Genomic DNA, 18,127 nt, shown 5'->3' on the forward strand with positions numbered 1-18,127 from the left:
TAGCACGCGACGGTTTCACCCCGGTATATAAAGGGTGAACACCCAGCGGGATGGTTATATGCCATCACCGGAAAAATAATTGCAAAATTCGTCAAAAAACTACGAACGGTCTGCTGGCGCGGGGGCGTCGATCTTGCCTTGTCGATTATTTGGCGCCTGATGTTTGGCGTTTAATGCCGATCCGCCCTGTCTATCACGCGGTGCTCTGCAATGGGGCTCACATGCCGTAACAGAGCAAGACCTTACGAACCCTAAGGGTTAGAGGCGGGGTGCCGTTAGAGACGGTGAGAGCAATGCAGATGAACCTGCACACAACGATGGGGATTCGGTACTGCCTCTGTAGCCCTGCATGTTCGCGGGCTGCATCACTTAAAAAAAAGGATGAAAGCAGCTATGAAAAATTCGGTGATGAGCGTGATTCTTGCGCTGGCATCTATGGCGGCTGGGTTAGCTCAGGCAGGGCCTCTCGTCGATGTCACCTTCAAGAATCTGGGACGCGAGCAGGCAGTGCTGAAAATCGTTACAACTAACGAATCCAGCACGTATCAGATCGCCAGCCCAAAGCCCCGCGAAAAGGTAGAGGCGAACACTTCGATACTCTTCCGTGTTCAGCGGATTATCAGCCCAGACGTCAATGCAGCGATGGTCCGCTACACCATTGGCAGTAAGACCTGCGCGTTTGGTACGACCTTTCAGATGCGGATGATGCCAGGTGGAATAAAACAACCACAGTGGACAAAAACAGCAACGCCCAGTGGTGGCGCTACGTGCGTGGCAACTATAACGAGTACCGCTGCCGATTATGGCTGGAAGGTCGAATTCTCAATGAAGTAGCTAATTAGGGATCTGTAGAGCCCTACCTGAATTCCTGTAATGGCTTAACTACGGGCGCTGGATTCTTAAACTACCAGAGGTGTGCAATATGGATGCTGTTAACAAGCAACTACCTTCTATTTCTGCTTCAGCGAGTGCTGCCGTCGTTAGGCGCCAAGTGCAGCCCTCTGAAGCTGAGATTGTCGCAAAATTGGATGCTGGCGTTGCGCGAGAAGAACCGCAGTTGTCACCATTGGCCAAGCAGTTAAGCGAAGCATCCGCGCGTGCCGCCCTTCGTGATAGCCTGCTTTCACGCAAGGAGTTGGCGGAATTGGCCGCTCAGATCAGGGATAGGATTGGTGGGGCGAATTATACGTCGGCAAAGGAGTTTTACGATGCGCAAAAACCGGATACCGATAACGTCGAGTTACTTGATAGGGCACGGCACGCCACTGATTTCATCAATGGCACGGGCAGTAACCCGTTTAGGGGGCTGTCGCGTGATCAACTAAGCCTGATTACCTACGATGAAAGCGGAAGCTTCACGGTTAATGAACGCCGTGCGGCATCATGGGAGGCGGATGCTCAACATCAGGACTGGGCCAGATATATAATCGACAAGATGGATGCTGAGCGTCAGCGTACCGGGCGCAGCGATGACGCATTGCTGGAGACTATCCATTACTATGACTCACTGCCGCGCATCGAAGTTGCCGGGTATGGTAACTACGAGGCCATGATCCGCATGCAGATGGGCGCTGTGGAAATAGAGTGGCCAGAATTCAATACGTCGCTTCTGGACATGGTCGCCAACGAATGGAAACCAGCTAATGAACGCGAGGATGCGGCCGGCGACGAGGGCAGCGCCAAAGGTCTTGGCGACCAGGCAAGTCCCTCATGAGCGCCGCCATCTCGCTTGAACACGTCCACCGTTCACTCGGCGGCGAGGTGATCCTTGGTGATGTCTCGCTGTCGATCGCTCATGGTCAATCCTGCGCCATCGTTGGCCCGTCAGGCTCTGGCAAAAGCACGCTGCTTAACCTGATCGGTCTGCTCGATGAACCCTGTCATGGCCGTGTGCTGATCGGTGGTGAGAACATGACCGGTGCCAGCGGTGCGCAACGGGCAATGATGCGTAACCGCAGCATCGGCTTTGTCTTCCAAAGCTTCCACTTGCTGCCGCGCTTGACTGTGCTGGACAACGTTGCCTTGCCGCTTTTTTATCGCGGCATGCCTGTGCCGCGGGCCAGATGCGCCGCACGAATGCAGCTGCAGTCGGTCGGGTTGGGGGCGCGCATGAGCCATCTGCCAGCCGAGCTTTCCGGCGGCCAGCGTCAACGCGTCGCGATCGCCCGCGCGTTGGTCGGCGAGCCGCAGTTGTTACTCGCCGATGAGCCCACCGGCAACCTTGATGGCGAAGCGGCGGCAGATGTGCTTGAGCTATTGAAAGCGCTTAATCGTGAGCGAGGTGTGACCCTGTTGCTGGTCACTCATGATCCCGCGATGGCCAGCCACATGCAGCGCTGCTTGAACGTGCGGGCGGGGCAGGTCGGCGATGCTCACTGACCATTACGGGCCGAGCGCTTCTCAGCGGCTGGCCGAATCGAAAGCAAACCTAGGCACGATGGGGCGTCGCGCCTGGCTGGGCTTGTTGGGCATTGCGGTGGGCTGCGCCGCAGTGGTGGCGTTGCTCAATGTCGGCCATAGCGCCGCCTTGCAATCTCGGCAGTTATTTCAAGGCATGGGCAGCGAGTTGCTGGTCGCCACTTTGCAGCGTGATAGCGAGACCCCGGCGATGACGGCTCAGCCGCCGCAGCTGTCAGCGGTTTCACCACTGCTGATCAGCGCAGCGCCACTGGCGATGGCGCCGGTCGAGGTGCGTCTGGGCGCTATCAGTGAAGCGCTCATGGTCACAGGCAGTACACCGGCGTTAGCCACTGTTCTCGGCCTGACCGCCGACCAGGGACGGTTGTTGTCAGAGCATGACGCCCACAGCCCTTACCTGCTGCTGGGGGCGATCGCTGCGCAGCAACTGCAGGCCAGCGTGGGTGACCAATTGCAGCTGGGTCTCTATCTGTTCGAAGTGATCGGCATCCTTGGCCCGATAGGCTACAACCCGTTGCTGCCAGTGGCGGTCGATGACGGCTTGCTGATACCGCTGCAAGCCATGCGCCGCTTGTCATCGGCACCGCAGATCAGCGCGGTAGTGGCGCTGGCGCGCAATTCACAAAGCGTGCGCGTTGCTGCTGATGAATTGGCCGGTGATCTGCGCATGCAACTGCCCGGCGCTGAAGTCGAAGTGCAGGTACCCCAGCAGTTGCTTGATGGCATGGCCAGCCAGGCGCGTCTGTTCAGCTGGTTGTTGGCAGGCCTGGGCGCTATCGCACTGCTGGTTGGCGGCGTAGGCGTCATGAATGTAATGCTGATGAGCGTCATCGAGCGGCGGCGTGAGATCGGCGTACGCATGGCGCTAGGCGCACGGCCTGTGGATATCGCCTGGTTGTTTCTGCTCGAGGCGGTGATTCTGGCAAGTGGCGGGGCTGTGCTTGGTTCGATGGTTGGGGTACTGGCCGCCTGGTTGTTCGCTTGGCTGTCGGGCTGGGATTTTGCCCTTGATCCCTGGTCGATACCGCTGGGCGTGGTCAGTGCGCTGCTGATCGGGGTGTTCTTCGGCCTGCAGCCGGCGCTGGCTGCTGCGCGCCTGCAACCCGTGGCAGCGCTGCGTGATGAATGACCGGATGATGCGCTGCTGCCTGCTGCTGTGCCTGCTGCCTGGTATCACCGTAGCCGCCTTGCGCTCGCCTAGCCAGATCATCCCCGGGGCGGTTTCGGCCAAGGCGGTTGCAGCTCGTGACGAGCTGGTGTTGAGTCTAAGCGACGCGATTGCCTTGGCCTTGCGCGACAACCGCAGTATTCGCAGTGCTTACTTGCAGCGCATTGCTGACAAGTTCGAGCTGCGCGTTGCAGCTGACCGCTACGCGCCACAACTTTCCTTCAAGGCGCAGTATCAGGCCAACCGCAATCAGGACGATCGCTATCGCCAGGCGGAGTTAACGCCCAGCGCGAGTGTGCTGACGGCTTACGGCACCCGCGTGAGTCTCGATTGGGCCTACGGCCAGACTCGGGGCAATGCAGCTGGGCCGCGTTATCGTGACGGCGCTAACCTTATGCTGATCCAGCCGCTGCTCAGAGGTGCAGGGCGTGACATAGCCATGGCACCTTTGCATCAGGCGGAACTGGCCGAGCAAGCCAATCGACTGGCCCTCAAAGATCAGGTGTCACACACCATCACCCGCATCATTGGCTTGTATCGCGACCTGTTACGTGCGCAGGAACAACTAAACATCACCGATGATGCTCGGCAACGGGCCAGCCAGCTGATTGCCGTCAACCGCGAGCTGATTGACGCCGGGCGCATGGCCGCGTTCGAGATTGTTCAGGCCGAAGCAGAGCTGGCCAATCAGGAACTGGCTCTGGAGGGCAGTCGTAATAACTTGCACGCTGGCCGCCTGGCGCTGCTGCAAGCACTGGCTCTGGATCTGGACACGCCCTTGCGCGTTAGCGAAGAGGCGGAAGCCGAGCCGATCGGGCTAGATCCGAGGCGGGCTTTAGCCCAGGCTGAAGCCTTACAGCCGATCTATCTGCTGCAGTTGCTGGCCGATCAGCAAGCAGACCTCGATCTGCGCCTTGCCAAGGATCAGCAGCGCTGGGACTTGTCGTTGATCGGTGCTACCAGCCAGGCCCGTGAGCGGCCAAATTCGGGCAAGGTCTGGGAACACTATCTGGGGTTGCAGTTGGAAATCCCAATTGCTGACTTGAGCCGGCGGCAAGGGCTGGTGCGGGCCCAAGTCGCCGTTGATAGTCGACGCTTGCAACTGGCCGACGCCCGTCAGCAACTGCAGCGCGAGGTTGTCGATGGCGTGCGCGAAGTGCAGGTCAGTTGGCGCCAGTTGCAAATCGCCGGGCGAGCACTGGATCTGTCACGGCGCAAGCTCGCCACCGAACAGGAGAAGCTAGCGCTCGGCCTGTCGAGCAACTTTCAGGTGCTCAGTTTCGAGAGCGATCTGCGCGGCGCACAGAGTGCACGGCTGGACGCGCAGATCGCCTATTTGAATGCGCAGACCGCCCTTGACTTGATTCTGGGCACGACATTGGACAGCTGGGACGTGGCCATCAATGACTAGGCAGCAGGTGTTGGCAATTTCGATGCTGGTGCTTGGCTGGCTTCTGCTGAGCCCATGGCGCCCTTGGCCGGCAGAGCTGAGCGAGAATAGCGTCGGGTCATGGCTGCGGATCGAGCCGCAACTCATCGAGCAGCGCCTTGGCGTGCTCGGGCGGATTCAGGCTGTTCGTCAAGTGACCGTGGCGGCGCCGTTTGCCGGCCTGCTTCAGGCGCTGCCGATAGCGCCGGGGCAGCAGGTGGCAGCGGGAGATATCATTGCTGTACTCGACACTGCTGAACTGGACCCGCAGGTTCGCCAAGCTGAAGCGCAGCTGCTGCAGAGCCAGCGCGCGTTGCGGCAACTGCAAGCCTGGGCAAGCGGCTCGGAGATGGCCCAGGCCAAACGTGCGCAGGCTATGGCCAGCAGCAGCCTGGAGCTCGCGCAGGTAGCCTTGAAGCAGACGCAGCGGCTGTTCGACCGGGGTATCGTCGCCCGTCAGGAAGTGGAGGCCTTGCAGCAACAAATGGTGATGCTGCAGCAGGACCTGCTTGATGCCAGGCAGCATCTGCGACAAACCCGTGAGCGCGGGCAAGGCGTAGATTTGCGACTGGCGAGCATTGAACTCGACGCTGCTCAAGCGCGCCAGCGCGAGTTGGCGGCGTTACGTAACCAGCGCGAGGTACGCGCACCGTTCAGTGGGCTGCTGGTGCCTCGGCCAAGCGAGGACCGCCAACTTGCGCTGCAAGTCGGCCAGTTGGCCAGTCAAGGCACGCCGCTGTTTGTGCTGGTCGATCTGAGCCAGTTACAGGTGCGCGCCGCACTGGAGCAAAGCGATCTGCATAAGGTCCACGAGGGGATGTTCGTGCAGGTAAGCGGGGATGGGTTTGCTGGGCACACGCTGAACGGCCGGGTCGTCGCGGTTGGTCAGCAGGCCAGGACCGAGGAAGGGCAGGGCGCCTGGTTCGATTTGTTGATTGCTCTGGATACTCAGCCAGACCCGGTCGCGCTGGGCGTTCGGCTGGGGATGAGCGCGCAGGTGACCGTGTTGCTGTACAGCAATGAGCAAGCGCTGGCGGTGCCCGCAGCGGCGCTGCGTACTGACGACGGCAGTGGCCACTACGTGCTGTATCGCGCGGACGACTATCAGCCAGGGCGCAATGTTGTCGTCACTCCCCTTCGCGCAGTGCCGCAAGGCGTCGAAGTTCAAGGGCTGGAGGCGGGTTGGGTCTGGGTGGAGTAAGACGCTGCCAATAACCACCTCCTTTGGCGTGTAGGAGCGGCCCTGTGTCGCGAAAGGCGCGCGTAGCGTGCCCTCATTTTCAGCTTCGCCGCCGACATCGCCGGGCCCGCTTTGCGGGCCTTTCCGACCGGTCCGGCGCCCCGGCAAGGTCGCTCCTACAGGTGATCGCGCAGAAACACCAGCTGATCCGGCTTCGACTGCTCAACACTGTAGTAGTACCCCTGCACATCGAACTGCTTGAGCTGCTCCGGATCGGCGATCCGCTCCTGGATCACGAACCGGCTCATCATCCCGCGGGCTTTCTTGGCGTAGAAGCTGATGATCTTGTACTGGCCGTTCTTCCAGTCCTTGAAATCGACATTGATGATCCGTGCCTTGAGCGCGCTGCGTTTGACCGCACTGAAGTACTCGTTGCTGGCCAGATTGAGCAGCACGTCGTCGCCTTGCTCGGCCAGTGCCTGGTTCAGCCATTCGCTGATGCGCGTGTCCCAAAAGGCATACAGGTCCTTGCCGCGTGGGTTGGCCAGCTTGGTGCCCATCTCCAGGCGGTAGGGTTGCATCAGGTCGAGTGGGCGCAGCAGGCCGTAGAGGCCGGAGAGCATGCGCAGGTGATCCTGGGCGTAGCTGAAGTCGTCTTCACTGAGGCTTTCGGCGTCGAGGCCGGTGTATACGTCACCTTTGAACGCGAGCAGCGCTTGTTTGGCATTGTCTGGGGTGAAGTCTGCGCTCCAGCTGCCAAAGCGTGCGGCGTTGAGGCCGGCGAGTTTGTCCGAGAGGTGCATCAGCTCGCTGATCTGTGCCGGGCTCAGGTCGCGCAGTTGGCTGATCAGCGCCTGCGAGTGATCCAGATACTGCGGCAGGGTGAAACGCTCGGTCACCGGCGGGGTGTCGTAGTCGAGGGTTTTGGCGGGGGAAATCACCGTCAGCATCGGGTCGGCTCCTGAAATCGAATGGCGTCGATTCTACGGGCTGAACCGGGCAAGTCCAAACTATGCCGACGATAGTCACAGAACATCGTCGAGGGCCGCGCTATAGTGCCGGCCAGGATGAAATGGAGAATTTGATCGTGCGCATTGCCTTGGCCGTGCTGGCCAGTGTGTTGAGCCTGGCCGTGCAAGCCGCCCCGGTCGTCCCGGCCAGCTTTGATCGCAGCCTGTGGCCTGAGCAACTGGACAGCCCGGTGCTGTTCGATGTGGCGTCGCGGGCCGAGATCCTGTCGTTTGCCCAGGTGCTGCAGGAGAGCGAAATGCTCGACGAGCCGGCGCTGGCGGCGCGGCTTCAGCTCAGGCAGGTCAACCTGCCGGTAGTGCGTGCGGTGCGGGCGCGGATGTGGCAGCGGCTGTGGCAGAACTACCAGCAGGCCCAGCGCAGTTGCGAGCAGGATGCGTCGTTCTGCTATCCGCTCGAGTCGATGGCCGAATTGCGCACCCGGGCGGCCACGTTCAATGCCGATGTCGGCGAGTTCTATGTCGGCTGGACCGAACCCAGCCATAGCTTTCATCGGCGCTACCTGGATGAACAGCTGCGCAAGGCGGCGCTGTTCCCGCAGACCAGCAGCGAGATTGAACGGCTGTCCAGCCGCGAACGCAACGGCGATGAACTGAATGACCGGATGTTCCTGCTGACCTTTGTTGGCGGACCAGGCGGGCAGGGCAGCAGCACCGACAACCTGGCCGATTACCTGCGCCGGCAGAAACTCAACGCCACCTTCTTCGTCCTTGGCAACCGCCTGCAGCAGCGCCGCGACAGCGGCGCTGGCCGATTGCAGGACGTGTACCGCAAGCAGTGCGTCGGCATCCAGGGCTGGGAGTACCGCTCCCACGCGCAATGGCAGGGTTGGCAGGATTCGCTGCGCCGCAGCCAGGCGTGGGTGCAGGCCGAGTTGCCCGAGCAGTACGTGCCGCTGTTCCGTCCGCCCTATGGCCAGCGGCGCAGCGATGGTGAGGCGTTCATGGCCAGCGAAGGGCTGCAGGTGTCGTTATGGGATATCGACGCAATGGACGATGGCGCACTGACCGCCGAGGCATCAGCCCAGCGTGTGGTGACGCTGATGCTGTTGTGGCGCAAGGGCGTTATTCAGTTTCATGACAACCAGATCAAGGCTCAGCCGGCGCTGGAGTGGTTGCTGCAGCACACGGTGCAGAGCGGTATCGGTTGGCAGGACTGCAAGGAATACGGGCGCGGCGCAGACGCTGGCGCAACGGCGCAGAGCGGCGTAGGCGGATGATGACGATCGAGCTTGATATATGACTCTAGACCCATGCCGAGGCTTCGCCAAGGTCGGTTCGTCATTCGGAAAAATAAACTTCATCAACACGTAAAAAAGCTTTTTTTGTTCATCGTTTTTGCGGTATGAAAGAACCAGACAGCCGATTCCTGCAGCACAGGTGGCGTCATCCAGACCCTCCTTTGCCAGGTGAGCCCCCCGCCCGTAACAACGCGGATACGGGGAGAACGGCGTCACTCTGCGACGCAGCCAGAATGCGTCGCGCGGTTCTGACATAAGGTGCCCGAGTATGGATGACCATGGACGCAACCCTTCCTCCAGCAAGCCAATCCTGTATGTGCTCGATACCAACGTCCTGATCCACGATCCCAACGCCCTGCTCAACTTCGAGGAGCACCACGTCGCTATCCCGATGACGGTGCTGGAGGAACTCGACAAGCTCAAGACGGGCACAAAGACCATCGCCGCCGACTGCCGCCAGGCCATTCGCCTGATCGACCAGACCCTTGCCGACGCGTCACCCAATGACGTCGAACAGGGCGTGCCGATCCAGCGTGGCAAAAGCGGACCGAAGGGCTTCCTGTCGATCCTGATGGGCCCGCGCAGCGAGCCCAATCGCCTGCTGCCGGAAAACCTCGCTGACAACATCATCATCAACCAGCTGCTGGAACTGCGCGCCAAACGTGCGGATCTGGACGTGGTGCTGGTCACCAAAGACATCAACATGCGCCTCAAGGCGCGCGCCTGCGGCATTGCCGCCGAGGACTACAGCACCGACCAACTGGTTGACGACGTATCGCTGTTGTCCAAGGGCTATCACTCGGTCAGCGGTTCGTTCTGGGACCGCGTCAACAAGGTCGACACGCGTCAGGAGCGCGGCCGTACCTGGCACCGGGTACAACTGACCGACCCGTTGCCGTCGGTGCACGTCAACGAGTTCATCATCGACGAGCAAGGCTTCGTCGGCTGGGTCAAAGGCATCCGCGAGGGCGAACTGCTGTTGCTCGACCTGCACCAGGAGCCGCTGTTGCACCAGGAAGCCTGGGGCCTGAAACCGCGTGACATCCACCAGAGCCTGGCGCTGTTCGCCTTGCTCGATCCGGACATCCACCTGGTCAACCTGACCGGCGCGGCGGGTTCGGGCAAGACCATCCTGGCGTTGGCGGCAGCCATTGAACAAACCATGGTCAGCAAACGCTACCGGCGCATCATCGCCACCCGCAGCGTGCAGGGGCTGGACCAGGAGATCGGCTTCCTGCCCGGTACCGAGGCGGAGAAGATGGAGCCTTGGCTGGGCGCTATCACCGACAACCTCGAAGCCCTGCACATGGACGACGAGAGTACCCACGGCAGTGTCGAGTACATCCTTGAACGGGTACCGCTGCAGTTCAAATCGCTGAACTACATCCGCGGTCGCAGTTTCCAGCAGAGCCTGATCCTGATCGATGAATGCCAGAACCTCACCCCGCACCAGATGAAAACCATCATCACCCGTGCCGGTGCTGGCTCCAAGGTGGTCTGCCTGGGCAACCTGGCGCAGATCGACACCCCTTACCTGTCCGCAACCAGCTCGGGCCTGACCTACCTGACCGAGCGCTTCAAGGACTTCCCCCACGGCGTGCACATCACCCTGCAGGGTGTTCCGCGCTCGGTGCTCGCCGAGTACGCCGAGTCGCATATGTAAACCATCTGGCCGGGCGGTTCGCCGCCCGGTTATTTTCGCTGCGAAAAGCTGACTTGCAGGTTTACACTCTCTACTCCCTTCACAGGAGCAGAGCAGTGCTGACTCATCTCGATTCCCAGGGGCGTGCCAATATGGTCGACGTCACTGAAAAAGCCGTGACCCAGCGCGAGGCAGTGGCCGAGGCGCGTGTACGCATGTTGCCGCAGACCCTGCAGATGATCGTCGACGGTGATCACCCCAAGGGTGATGTGTTCGCCGTGGCGCGCATTGCCGGTATCCAGGCGGCGAAAAAGACCAGTGATCTGATCCCGCTGTGCCACCCGCTGATGCTCACCAGCGTCAAGGTCGAGCTCACGGCCGAGGGCGTTGATGCCGTGCGTATCGTTGCCCGCTGCAAGCTCGCCGGGCAGACCGGGGTGGAGATGGAAGCACTGACGGCTGCCAGCGTCGCCGCGCTGACCATCTACGACATGTGCAAGGCCGTCGACAAAGGCATGGTCATCGAACAGGTGCGCCTGCTGGAGAAGGTCGGCGGCAAGAGCGGCGACTTCAAGGCGGCCGCGCAATGAGCGTCGAGGTGGTGTACTTCGCCCGCTATCGCGAGCTGCTCGGGCGTGACGGCGAGCGTCTCGAGGGCGACTTCGAAAATGTTGAAGCAGTGCGCCAGACGCTACTTGGCAAAGGCCCGGAGTATGCCGTGCTCGCCGAGCAGAACCTGATGTGCGCGCGCAATCAGGACCTTTGCCGTTTGGCTGAACCTCTGGCAGATGGCGACGAAGTTGCGTTTTTTCCACCGGTGACCGGAGGCTGAACATGGCTGTACGAGTGCAGCAACAGGCGTTCGATCCTGGCGCCGAGGTCAATGCCATGCACGCAGCCAATGCCGGCGTGGGTGCGGTGGTGAGTTTTGTCGGTTATGTGCGCGACTTCAACGACGGTCGCGAAGTGGCGGGGATGTTTCTCGAGCACGCCCCCGGCATGACCGAGAAGGCCCTGGCCAAGATCGTTGTCGAAGCCGAGCAGCGTTGGCCGTTGCTCAAGGTCGAGGTGCTGCACCGTATAGGGACGCTTCAGCCCGGCGAGCCGATCGTTTTTGTCGGCGTCGCCAGCGCGCACCGTCAGGCCGCCTTCGATGGCTGCAACTTCATCATGGATTACCTGAAAACCCGCGCGCCGTTCTGGAAGAAAGAAACTACCGGAGACGGACCACGCTGGGTCGAGGGCAGGCACAGCGATCAGCAGGCTGCCGAACGCTGGTAGTTCGGCAGGGCCTGCGATCGGACTATCAGTGCGCCTTGCGCGGCACCGCCTGGAGCAGTTCGTCAGGCGGCATTTCGCACTTGATCTTGCGACCCAGCAGGGCTTCGATGCCCGGCAACTGATACGAGTCGTCTTCACCCGCAAAACTGATCGAGATGCCAGCGGCGCCAGCGCGACCGGTGCGGCCGATGCGGTGCACGTAGTCGTCCGGATCCTCCGGCAGGGTGAAGTTGATCACGTGGCTGATGCCATCGATGTGAATCCCGCGCCCAGCAACGTCGGTGGCGACCAGTACGGTAACGCGCCCTTCGCGGAAATTCTCCAGCGTGCGGATACGCTTGTGCTGCGGCACATCGCCTGAAAGCTGGGCAGCGTTGATGCCATCGCGCACCAGGCGCTCTTCGATACGCCGCACTTCGTCCTTGCGGTTGGCAAAGACCATCACCCGTTCCCACTTCTGCTGGGTGATCAGGTTGTACAGCAGCTTGTACTTGTCGCTGCCGGCAACGGCGTAGACGTGCTGCTCGACAGTTTCGCTGGCGACGTTTTCCGGCTCGATCTCGACGATCGCCGGGTTGGTGGTCCACTGCTTGGCCAGGTTCATCACGTCGTCGGTGAATGTCGCCGAGAACAGCAGCGTCTGCCGTTCGCTCTTCGGCGGGGTCTGGCGGATGATCTGCCGCACCTGAGGGATGAAGCCCATGTCGAGCATGCGGTCGGCTTCATCGAGCACCATCACTTCGACCATGTCCAGGTGCACTTCGCCGCGCTGGTGGAAGTCCAGCAGGCGGCCCGGGGTGGCCACCAGAATGTCGCAGTGCCGGGCTTCAAGCGCTTTGAGCTGCTTGTCGAAGTCCATGCCGCCAACAAAGGTCATGACGTTGAGGCCGCTGTACTTGGTCAGGTCGGCGGCGTCCTTGGCGATCTGCACCACCAGCTCGCGGGTCGGCGCGATGATCAGCGCACGCGGCTCGCCCATGTAGCGCTCTTTCGGCGGCGGGGTCTGCTGCAGCTGGGAAATGATCGAAATCAGAAACGCGGCCGTCTTGCCGGTACCGGTCTGGGCCCGGCCGATGGCGTCCTGACCGCACAGGGTATAACCCAGCACCTGGGCCTGGATCGGCGTGCAGTACGGGAAGCCGAGGTCTTGAATAGCATGCATCAGCTCGTTGCTGAGCTTGAAGTCGTGGAAGCGGGTCTTGCCTTCCTGAGCTTCGACGACAAAGTCTTCCAGCTTCCACAGGCTGGCTTGTGGCTTGGGCTTGCGTTCGCGGCGAGGCTTGGGTTGCGCAGGCTTTTCGCTGCGCGACGGGAAGACCGGCGCAACGGCAACGGCAGGCTCGGGGTGAGGCTGAACCTCGTTAGCAGGCGGTAGAACCGCAGGTGCGGGTGCTGTTTCAGTGGCTTGGGGCGCAGCCGTTTGCGGTGCGGCGTCTCCCTTGCCGAATATCTTTTTCAGTGCCTTCAGCACGGTCATCTCGTTATTTGATTAAGGAATATACGCCGGCCAGTGTAATGCAAGATTCGGGCGCGGCGTAGGGGAATGCACCGGCAGCTGCCTGCCGGCCGGGTTCAGCGCAGTCGTTCGCTGAGCCAGTCGTGAATATCGGCAAGCTCGGCCACGGCCACTTCATGCTCCATCGGGTACTCCTGCCAGCGCGCGGCGACGTTCCATTGGCTCAGGTACTCGAAGGCGGTGCGGCCCATCGACGGGATCACCACCGGGTCATGGATGCCGTGCAGGCACAGTGCAGGAGTGCGCTCCTGGCAGGCACTGAGTTGGTGTTCGGCGCTGAAGGTCGGCGCGTAGGTCGACAGGGCAATGACCCCGCCGAGCGCTTCCTGCCACTTTATATAGGCAGTGTGCAGCACCACCGCGCCGCCTTGGGAAAACCCGGCGAGGATGATCCGCGCCAAGCTGATGCCTTTGGCCTGCTCGGCCTTGATCAGCTGGATGATCTGCTCGGCCGACTCGTCCAGCTGCGCTTCATCGATGGCGCGCGCCGGGGTCATGGCCTTGATGTCGTACCAGCTGGGCATGGCGTAGCCGCCATTGATGGTGACTGGGCGGGTCGGCGCCTGGGGCATGACAAAGCGCGTGCTGAGCAAACGCTCCTGAAGAAATTCGGCCACCGGTAGGAAGTCGTAACGGTCGGCACCCAGGCCGTGCAACCAGATCACACAGGCGTCAGCGGTGGTTTGCGGTTCGATAATCAACGGGTTGGTCATAACTGCTCCGAATTTGTGCGCGTGTACGTATTAAGTGCATTAAAAAAAGGCAGGGGTAGCGAATGCCTTAACAAGATGTCGCAACTGTACAACTTTTACTACTTGACGACCGCTTAAACGCTTAAGCCGGCAACTGTGGTACGCGCCTTGCTATGGATCTACCGATGCGAAGGGATTGACCGGCGACGGTAACACCCCTCGTTTGGATCAAAGGCTGTCACAGAACAGCTCATTGCACCACGTGACCCAAAAACAAGCCAACAGGGGTCGGATGCGCCTCATAAGGGTGCGGTGCAATTCCGGCTCGACACAACAAGAGCGATTTGGAGGTTGTAGATGAAGATGTTGAAAACCACGCTGGCAGTCCTGACCGCTGCCGCCGCGCTGGGTGCAACCAGTTTTGCCCAGGCCGGCGCTACGCTGGATGCGGTAAAGAAAAAGGGCTTCGTCCAGTGTGGCGTGAGCGATGGCCTGCCGGGTTTCTCGGTACCTGACGCCAAGGGCAACATCGTCGGCATCGATGCCGATGTGTGCCGTGCGGTAGCCGCTGCAGTGTTCGGCGATGCCACCAAGGTCAAGTTCAGCCAGCTCAACGCCAAGGAGCGCTTCACTGCGCTGCAGTCCGGCGAAGTCGATGTACTCTCGCGCAACACCACCTGGACCAGCTCGCGTGATGCTGGCATGGGCCTGGTCTTCGCTGGCGTGACCTACTACGACGGCATTGGCTTCCTGGTCAACAAGAAGCTCGGTGTTTCCAGCGCCAAGGAACTCGACGGCGCGACCGTCTGCATCCAGGCAGGCACCACCACCGAACTGAACGTCTCCGACTACTTCCGCGCCAATGGCCTGAAGTACACCCCGATCACCTTCGACACCTCCGACGAGAGCGCCAAGTCGCTGGAATCGGGCCGCTGCGACGTGCTCACCTCGGACAAGTCGCAGCTCTACGCACAACGCTCCAAGCTGGCAGCACCGACCGACTACGTGGTACTCCCTGAGACCATCTCCAAGGAGCCACTGGGCCCTGTCGTGCGTAAAGGTGATGAAGAGTGGTTCAGCATCGTCAAGTGGACCCTGTTCGCCATGCTCAATGCCGAAGAAGCCGGCCTCACCTCGAAAAACGTCGAGGCTGAAGCCAAATCCGGCAAGAACCCGGACAACGCCCGCCTGCTCGGCGCTGACGGCGAATACGGCAAAGACCTCAAGTTGCCCAAGGACTGGGTGGTACAGATCGTCAAGCAAGTGGGTAACTACGGCGAAGTGTTCGAGAAGAACCTTGGCAAGAGCACCCCGCTGCAGATCGATCGTGGCCTGAATGCCCTGTGGAACAACGGCGGCATCCAGTACGCACCACCGGTGCGCTGATGGCTGCACCTGCGGCGGCATCCTGCCGCCGCAGGCTGTTCTGATCCCTTTTTTCCGGGGCACTTCATGCAAAATCAAATCGGCGCACCCAAGGGCTTTTCCCTTAGTGATCCACGTGTGCGCGCGTGGCTGTTCCAGATCCTCACGGTGGTCTGCGTGGTCGGTCTGGGCTGGTACCTGATCCACAACACCCAAACCAACATGCAGCACCGGGGCATCACCTCGGGCTTCGACTTTCTCGAGCGCAGTGCTGGCTTCGGCATTGCCCAGCACCTGATCGACTACACCGAAGCGGACACCTACTCGCGGGTGCTGCTGGTCGGCCTGCTCAACACCTTGCTGGCGAGTGTCATCGGTATCGTCCTGGCGACCTTGATCGGCTTTACCGTAGGGGTCGGCCGCCTGTCCTCCAACTGGGTGGTCTACAAGCTGGCCACGGTCTACGTCGAGACCTTCCGCAACATCCCGCCACTGCTGCAGATCCTGTTCTGGTACTTCGCAGTGTTCACCGCGTTGCCTGGGCCGCGCGGCAGCATCAACATCGATGACCTGTTCTTTATCAGTAGCCGCGGCGTGAACATGCCGGGAGCGTCGATGGCCGATGGCTTCTGGCCGTTTGTGGTTTCGCTGGTGGTCGCCATTGTCGCTGTGGTGCTGATGGTGCGCCAGGCCAACAAGCGCTTCGAGCTAACCGGGCAACCGTTCCACAAGTTCTGGGTCGGCCTAGCGCTGATGGTCGGCATTCCGGCCATGTGCGTGCTGCTGTTCGGCAACCCGCTGCAGTGGGAAGTGCCGCAGCTCAAAGGCTTCAACTTTGCCGGTGGCTGGGTGCTGATCCCCGAGTTCATGGCACTGACCTTGGCGCTGTCGATCTATACCGCTGCGTTTATTGCCGAAATCGTGCGTGCCGGCATCCGCTCGGTCAGCCACGGCCAGACCGAAGCGGCCCGTTCGCTGGGGCTGCGCGAAGGCCCGACGCTGCGCAAGGTGATCATTCCCCAGGCGCTGCGGGTGATCATTCCACCGTTGACCAGCCAGTACCTCAACCTGACCAAGAACTCCTCACTGGCAGCCGTTATCGGCTACCCGGAACTGGTCTCGCTGTTTGCCGGCACCGTACTCAACCAGACCGGCCAGTCGGTCGAGGTCATGGCGATCACCATGGCGGTTTATCTGACGATCAGCATCAGTATCTCGTTGCTGATGAACTGGTACAACAAGCGCATTGCGCTGATCGAGCGGTAGGAGTCGCGCATGAACGCCCATGTTTTCAAACCTGATATGCCACCACCGGTGAAAACCGTTGGTGTGGTGGCCTGGATGCGCGCCAACCTGTTCTCCAGCTGGGTCAACACGCTGCTGACCTTCTTTGCCATCTACCTGGTCTGGCTGGCCGTGCCGCCGCTGCTGCAGTGGGCGTTCATCGACGCCAACTGGACCGGCACTACCCGCGCCGACTGCACCAAGGAGGGCGCCTGCTGGGTGTTCGTCCAGCAGCGCTTCGGCCAATTCATGTATGGCTATTACCCGAGCGACCTGCGCTGGCGCGTCGACCTGACCGTGTGGCTGGGCGTGATCGGTGCTGCGCCGCTGTTCATCCGCCGCTTCCCGCGCAAGGTGGCCTACGGCATTGGCTACCTGCTGGTCTACCCGACCGTGGCTTACTTCCTGCTGCATGGCGGCAGCTTTGGCCTGAGCCAGGTACCGACCTCGCAGTGGGGCGGGCTTATGCTGACCCTGGTGATCGCTACCGTCGGTATCGCCGCGGCATTGCCACTAGGGATTCTGCTGGCACTTGGGCGGCGCTCGCGGATGCCGGTGATCAAGTCGGTGTCGGTGACCTTCATCGAGTTCTGGCGCGGTATTCCGCTGATCACTGTGCTGTTCATGTCTTCGGTGATGCTGCCGTTGTTCATGCCAGAGGGCATGAGCTTCGACAAGCTGCTGCGGGCGATGATCTTCGTCATCCTGTTCGAGTCGGCGTACATCGCCGAGGTGGTACGCGGTGGCTTGCAGGCTATCCCCAAAGGCCAGTACGAAGCCGCGTCGGCGATGGGCCTGGGTTACTGGCGCTCGATGGGCCTGGTGATCCTGCCGCAGGCCTTGAAGCTGGTCATTCCGGGCATCGTCAACACCTTCATTGCCCTGTTCAAGGACACCAGCCTGGTAATCATCATCGGCCTGTTCGACCTGCTCAACAGTGTGCGCCAAGCCACGGCAGACCCGGCCTGGTTGGGTATGGCGACCGAGGGCTATGTGTTTGCCGCCCTGGTTTACTGGATTTTCTGTTTCGGTATGTCCCGCTACTCCATGCACCTGGAGCGCAAGCTGGACACTGGCCACAAGCGTTAGGAGTTTCAAAATGAGTGAAGCGATCAAGCAGCCTGCCGGCCCCGAAGGCATCATCCAGATGCAGGGCGTGAACAAGTGGTATGGCCAGTTCCATGTGCTCAAGGACATCAACCTGAACGTGCGTCAGGGCGAGCGCATCGTCTTGTGCGGGCCGTCCGGCTCGGGCAAGTCGACCACCATCCGTTGCCTCAACCGGCTCGAGGAGCATCAGCAAGGGCGCATCGTCGTTGACGGCGTCGAGCTGACCAACGACCTCAAGCAGATCGAAGCGATCCGCCGCGAAGTCGGCATGGTGTTTCAGCACTTCAACCTGTTCCCGCACCTGACCATTCTCGAGAACTGCACCCTGGCGCCGATGTGGGTGCGCAAGATGCCCAAGCGCAAGGCCGAGGAAATCGCCATGCACTATCTGGAACGCGTGCGCATCCCGGAGCAGGCGCACAAGTTCCCTGGGCAGTTATCGGGTGGTCAGCAGCAGCGAGTGGCAATTGCCCGAGCGCTGTGCATGAAGCCGAAGATCATGCTGTTCGATGAGCCGACCTCGGCGCTCGACCCGGAGATGGTCAAGGAGGTGCTCGACACCATGGTGGGCCTGGCCGAAGACGGCATGACCATGCTCTGCGTGACCCACGAGATGGGCTTTGCCCGCACCGTGGCCAACCGGGTGATCTTCATGGACAAGGGCGAGATCGTAGAGCAGGCGGCGCCGGATGACTTCTTCGACCGGCCGCAGAGCGACCGGACCAAGTTGTTCCTCAGCCAGATCCTGCACTGATACAAAAAGGGGCCGCGAT

General features: G+C 61.0%; 18 protein-coding genes. 15 read left to right on the forward strand and 3 right to left on the reverse strand.

The window, feature by feature from the left end:
* Window positions 1-393 precede the first annotated feature (393 nt).
* The 6 genes from FW789_RS18035 to FW789_RS18060 all read left to right on the forward strand — a co-directional run bounded on the left by FW789_RS18035 (window position 394) and on the right by FW789_RS18060 (window position 6,216).
* Entirely contained in the window at window positions 394-834 is a 441-nt protein-coding gene (locus tag FW789_RS18035; protein WP_446431822.1) for a hypothetical protein, read from the forward strand.
* 88 nt (window positions 835-922) lie between these two features.
* The gene (locus FW789_RS18040) at window positions 923-1,714 is read left to right on the forward strand and encodes a hypothetical protein (protein WP_446431823.1); all 792 of its coding nucleotides are present in this window, start codon (window positions 923-925) and stop codon (window positions 1,712-1,714) included.
* On the forward strand, window positions 1,711-2,379 hold the full coding sequence (locus FW789_RS18045; protein ID WP_446431824.1) for an ABC transporter ATP-binding protein: 669 nt from the start codon (window positions 1,711-1,713) through the stop codon (window positions 2,377-2,379). Before FW789_RS18040 ends, FW789_RS18045 begins: the two co-directional genes overlap by 4 nt.
* A 58-nt stretch (window positions 2,380-2,437) precedes the next feature.
* A complete protein-coding gene (locus FW789_RS18050) occupies window positions 2,438-3,547 on the forward strand; it encodes an ABC transporter permease (protein ID WP_446431825.1) in 1,110 nt (369 codons plus the stop codon).
* A 4-nt stretch (window positions 3,548-3,551) separates the two neighbouring features.
* Window positions 3,552-4,997, forward strand: a complete 1,446-nt coding sequence (locus tag FW789_RS18055; RefSeq protein ID WP_446431826.1) for a TolC family protein — start codon at window positions 3,552-3,554, stop codon at window positions 4,995-4,997.
* On the forward strand, window positions 4,990-6,216 hold the full coding sequence (locus tag FW789_RS18060) for an efflux RND transporter periplasmic adaptor subunit (RefSeq protein WP_411562618.1): 1,227 nt from the start codon (window positions 4,990-4,992) through the stop codon (window positions 6,214-6,216). Before FW789_RS18055 ends, FW789_RS18060 begins: the two co-directional genes overlap by 8 nt.
* Window positions 6,217-6,371: 155 nt before the next feature.
* Here FW789_RS18060 and yaaA read toward each other — a convergent pair whose 3' ends face one another.
* Window positions 6,372-7,145 carry a peroxide stress protein YaaA gene (yaaA, locus tag FW789_RS18065; protein WP_103438501.1) on the reverse strand — a complete coding sequence of 258 codons (774 nt, stop codon included), beginning with the start codon at window positions 7,143-7,145 and terminating at the stop codon, window positions 6,372-6,374.
* Between the two features lie 137 nt (window positions 7,146-7,282).
* Here yaaA and FW789_RS18070 point away from each other — a divergent pair, with 137 nt between their 5' ends.
* From FW789_RS18070 to moaE, 5 genes are all read left to right on the forward strand, one after another.
* Complete coding sequence (locus FW789_RS18070; RefSeq protein WP_340612191.1) at window positions 7,283-8,443, forward strand: polysaccharide deacetylase family protein; 1,161 nt, start codon at window positions 7,283-7,285, stop codon at window positions 8,441-8,443.
* A 289-nt stretch (window positions 8,444-8,732) separates the two neighbouring features.
* On the forward strand, window positions 8,733-10,127 hold the full coding sequence (locus FW789_RS18075; protein ID WP_101322034.1) for a PhoH family protein: 1,395 nt from the start codon (window positions 8,733-8,735) through the stop codon (window positions 10,125-10,127).
* Window positions 10,128-10,222: 95 nt separating this feature from the next.
* A complete protein-coding gene (moaC, locus tag FW789_RS18080) occupies window positions 10,223-10,696 on the forward strand; it encodes a cyclic pyranopterin monophosphate synthase MoaC (protein WP_186701072.1) in 474 nt (157 codons plus the stop codon).
* Window positions 10,693-10,938 (forward strand): MoaD/ThiS family protein, encoded by a 246-nt coding sequence (locus FW789_RS18085; protein WP_103438499.1) that lies wholly within the window; start codon window positions 10,693-10,695, stop codon window positions 10,936-10,938. Before moaC ends, FW789_RS18085 begins: the two co-directional genes overlap by 4 nt.
* A 2-nt stretch (window positions 10,939-10,940) precedes the next feature.
* On the forward strand, window positions 10,941-11,387 hold the full coding sequence (gene moaE, locus FW789_RS18090; RefSeq protein ID WP_186701073.1) for a molybdopterin synthase catalytic subunit MoaE: 447 nt from the start codon (window positions 10,941-10,943) through the stop codon (window positions 11,385-11,387).
* 25 nt (window positions 11,388-11,412) lie between these two features.
* Here the strand turns inward: moaE and rhlB are convergent, their stop codons facing one another.
* On the reverse strand, window positions 11,413-12,858 hold the full coding sequence (rhlB, locus tag FW789_RS18095; RefSeq protein WP_446431827.1) for an ATP-dependent RNA helicase RhlB: 1,446 nt from the start codon (window positions 12,856-12,858) through the stop codon (window positions 11,413-11,415).
* A gap of 101 nt (window positions 12,859-12,959) precedes the next feature.
* Window positions 12,960-13,616, reverse strand: a complete 657-nt coding sequence (locus tag FW789_RS18100; RefSeq protein ID WP_101322030.1) for an alpha/beta hydrolase — start codon at window positions 13,614-13,616, stop codon at window positions 12,960-12,962.
* A 336-nt stretch (window positions 13,617-13,952) separates the two neighbouring features.
* On the opposite strand from FW789_RS18100, the gene FW789_RS18105 reads away from it, so the two are divergent.
* From FW789_RS18105 to FW789_RS18120, 4 genes are all read left to right on the forward strand, one after another.
* Window positions 13,953-14,981, forward strand: coding sequence for an amino acid ABC transporter substrate-binding protein (locus tag FW789_RS18105; protein ID WP_101322029.1), 1,029 nt, complete (start codon window positions 13,953-13,955; stop codon window positions 14,979-14,981).
* Between the two features lie 66 nt (window positions 14,982-15,047).
* A complete protein-coding gene (locus tag FW789_RS18110; protein WP_101322028.1) occupies window positions 15,048-16,226 on the forward strand; it encodes an amino acid ABC transporter permease in 1,179 nt (392 codons plus the stop codon).
* 9 nt (window positions 16,227-16,235) lie between these two features.
* On the forward strand, window positions 16,236-17,333 hold the full coding sequence (locus tag FW789_RS18115; RefSeq protein WP_150570648.1) for an amino acid ABC transporter permease: 1,098 nt from the start codon (window positions 16,236-16,238) through the stop codon (window positions 17,331-17,333).
* A gap of 10 nt (window positions 17,334-17,343) precedes the next feature.
* Window positions 17,344-18,108: an amino acid ABC transporter ATP-binding protein gene (locus FW789_RS18120; protein WP_103438495.1), complete on the forward strand. Its 765-nt coding sequence runs from the start codon at window positions 17,344-17,346 to the stop codon at window positions 18,106-18,108.
* Window positions 18,109-18,127 lie beyond the last annotated feature (19 nt).

Source organism: Pseudomonas sp. 1121_17, from assembly GCF_052850745.1.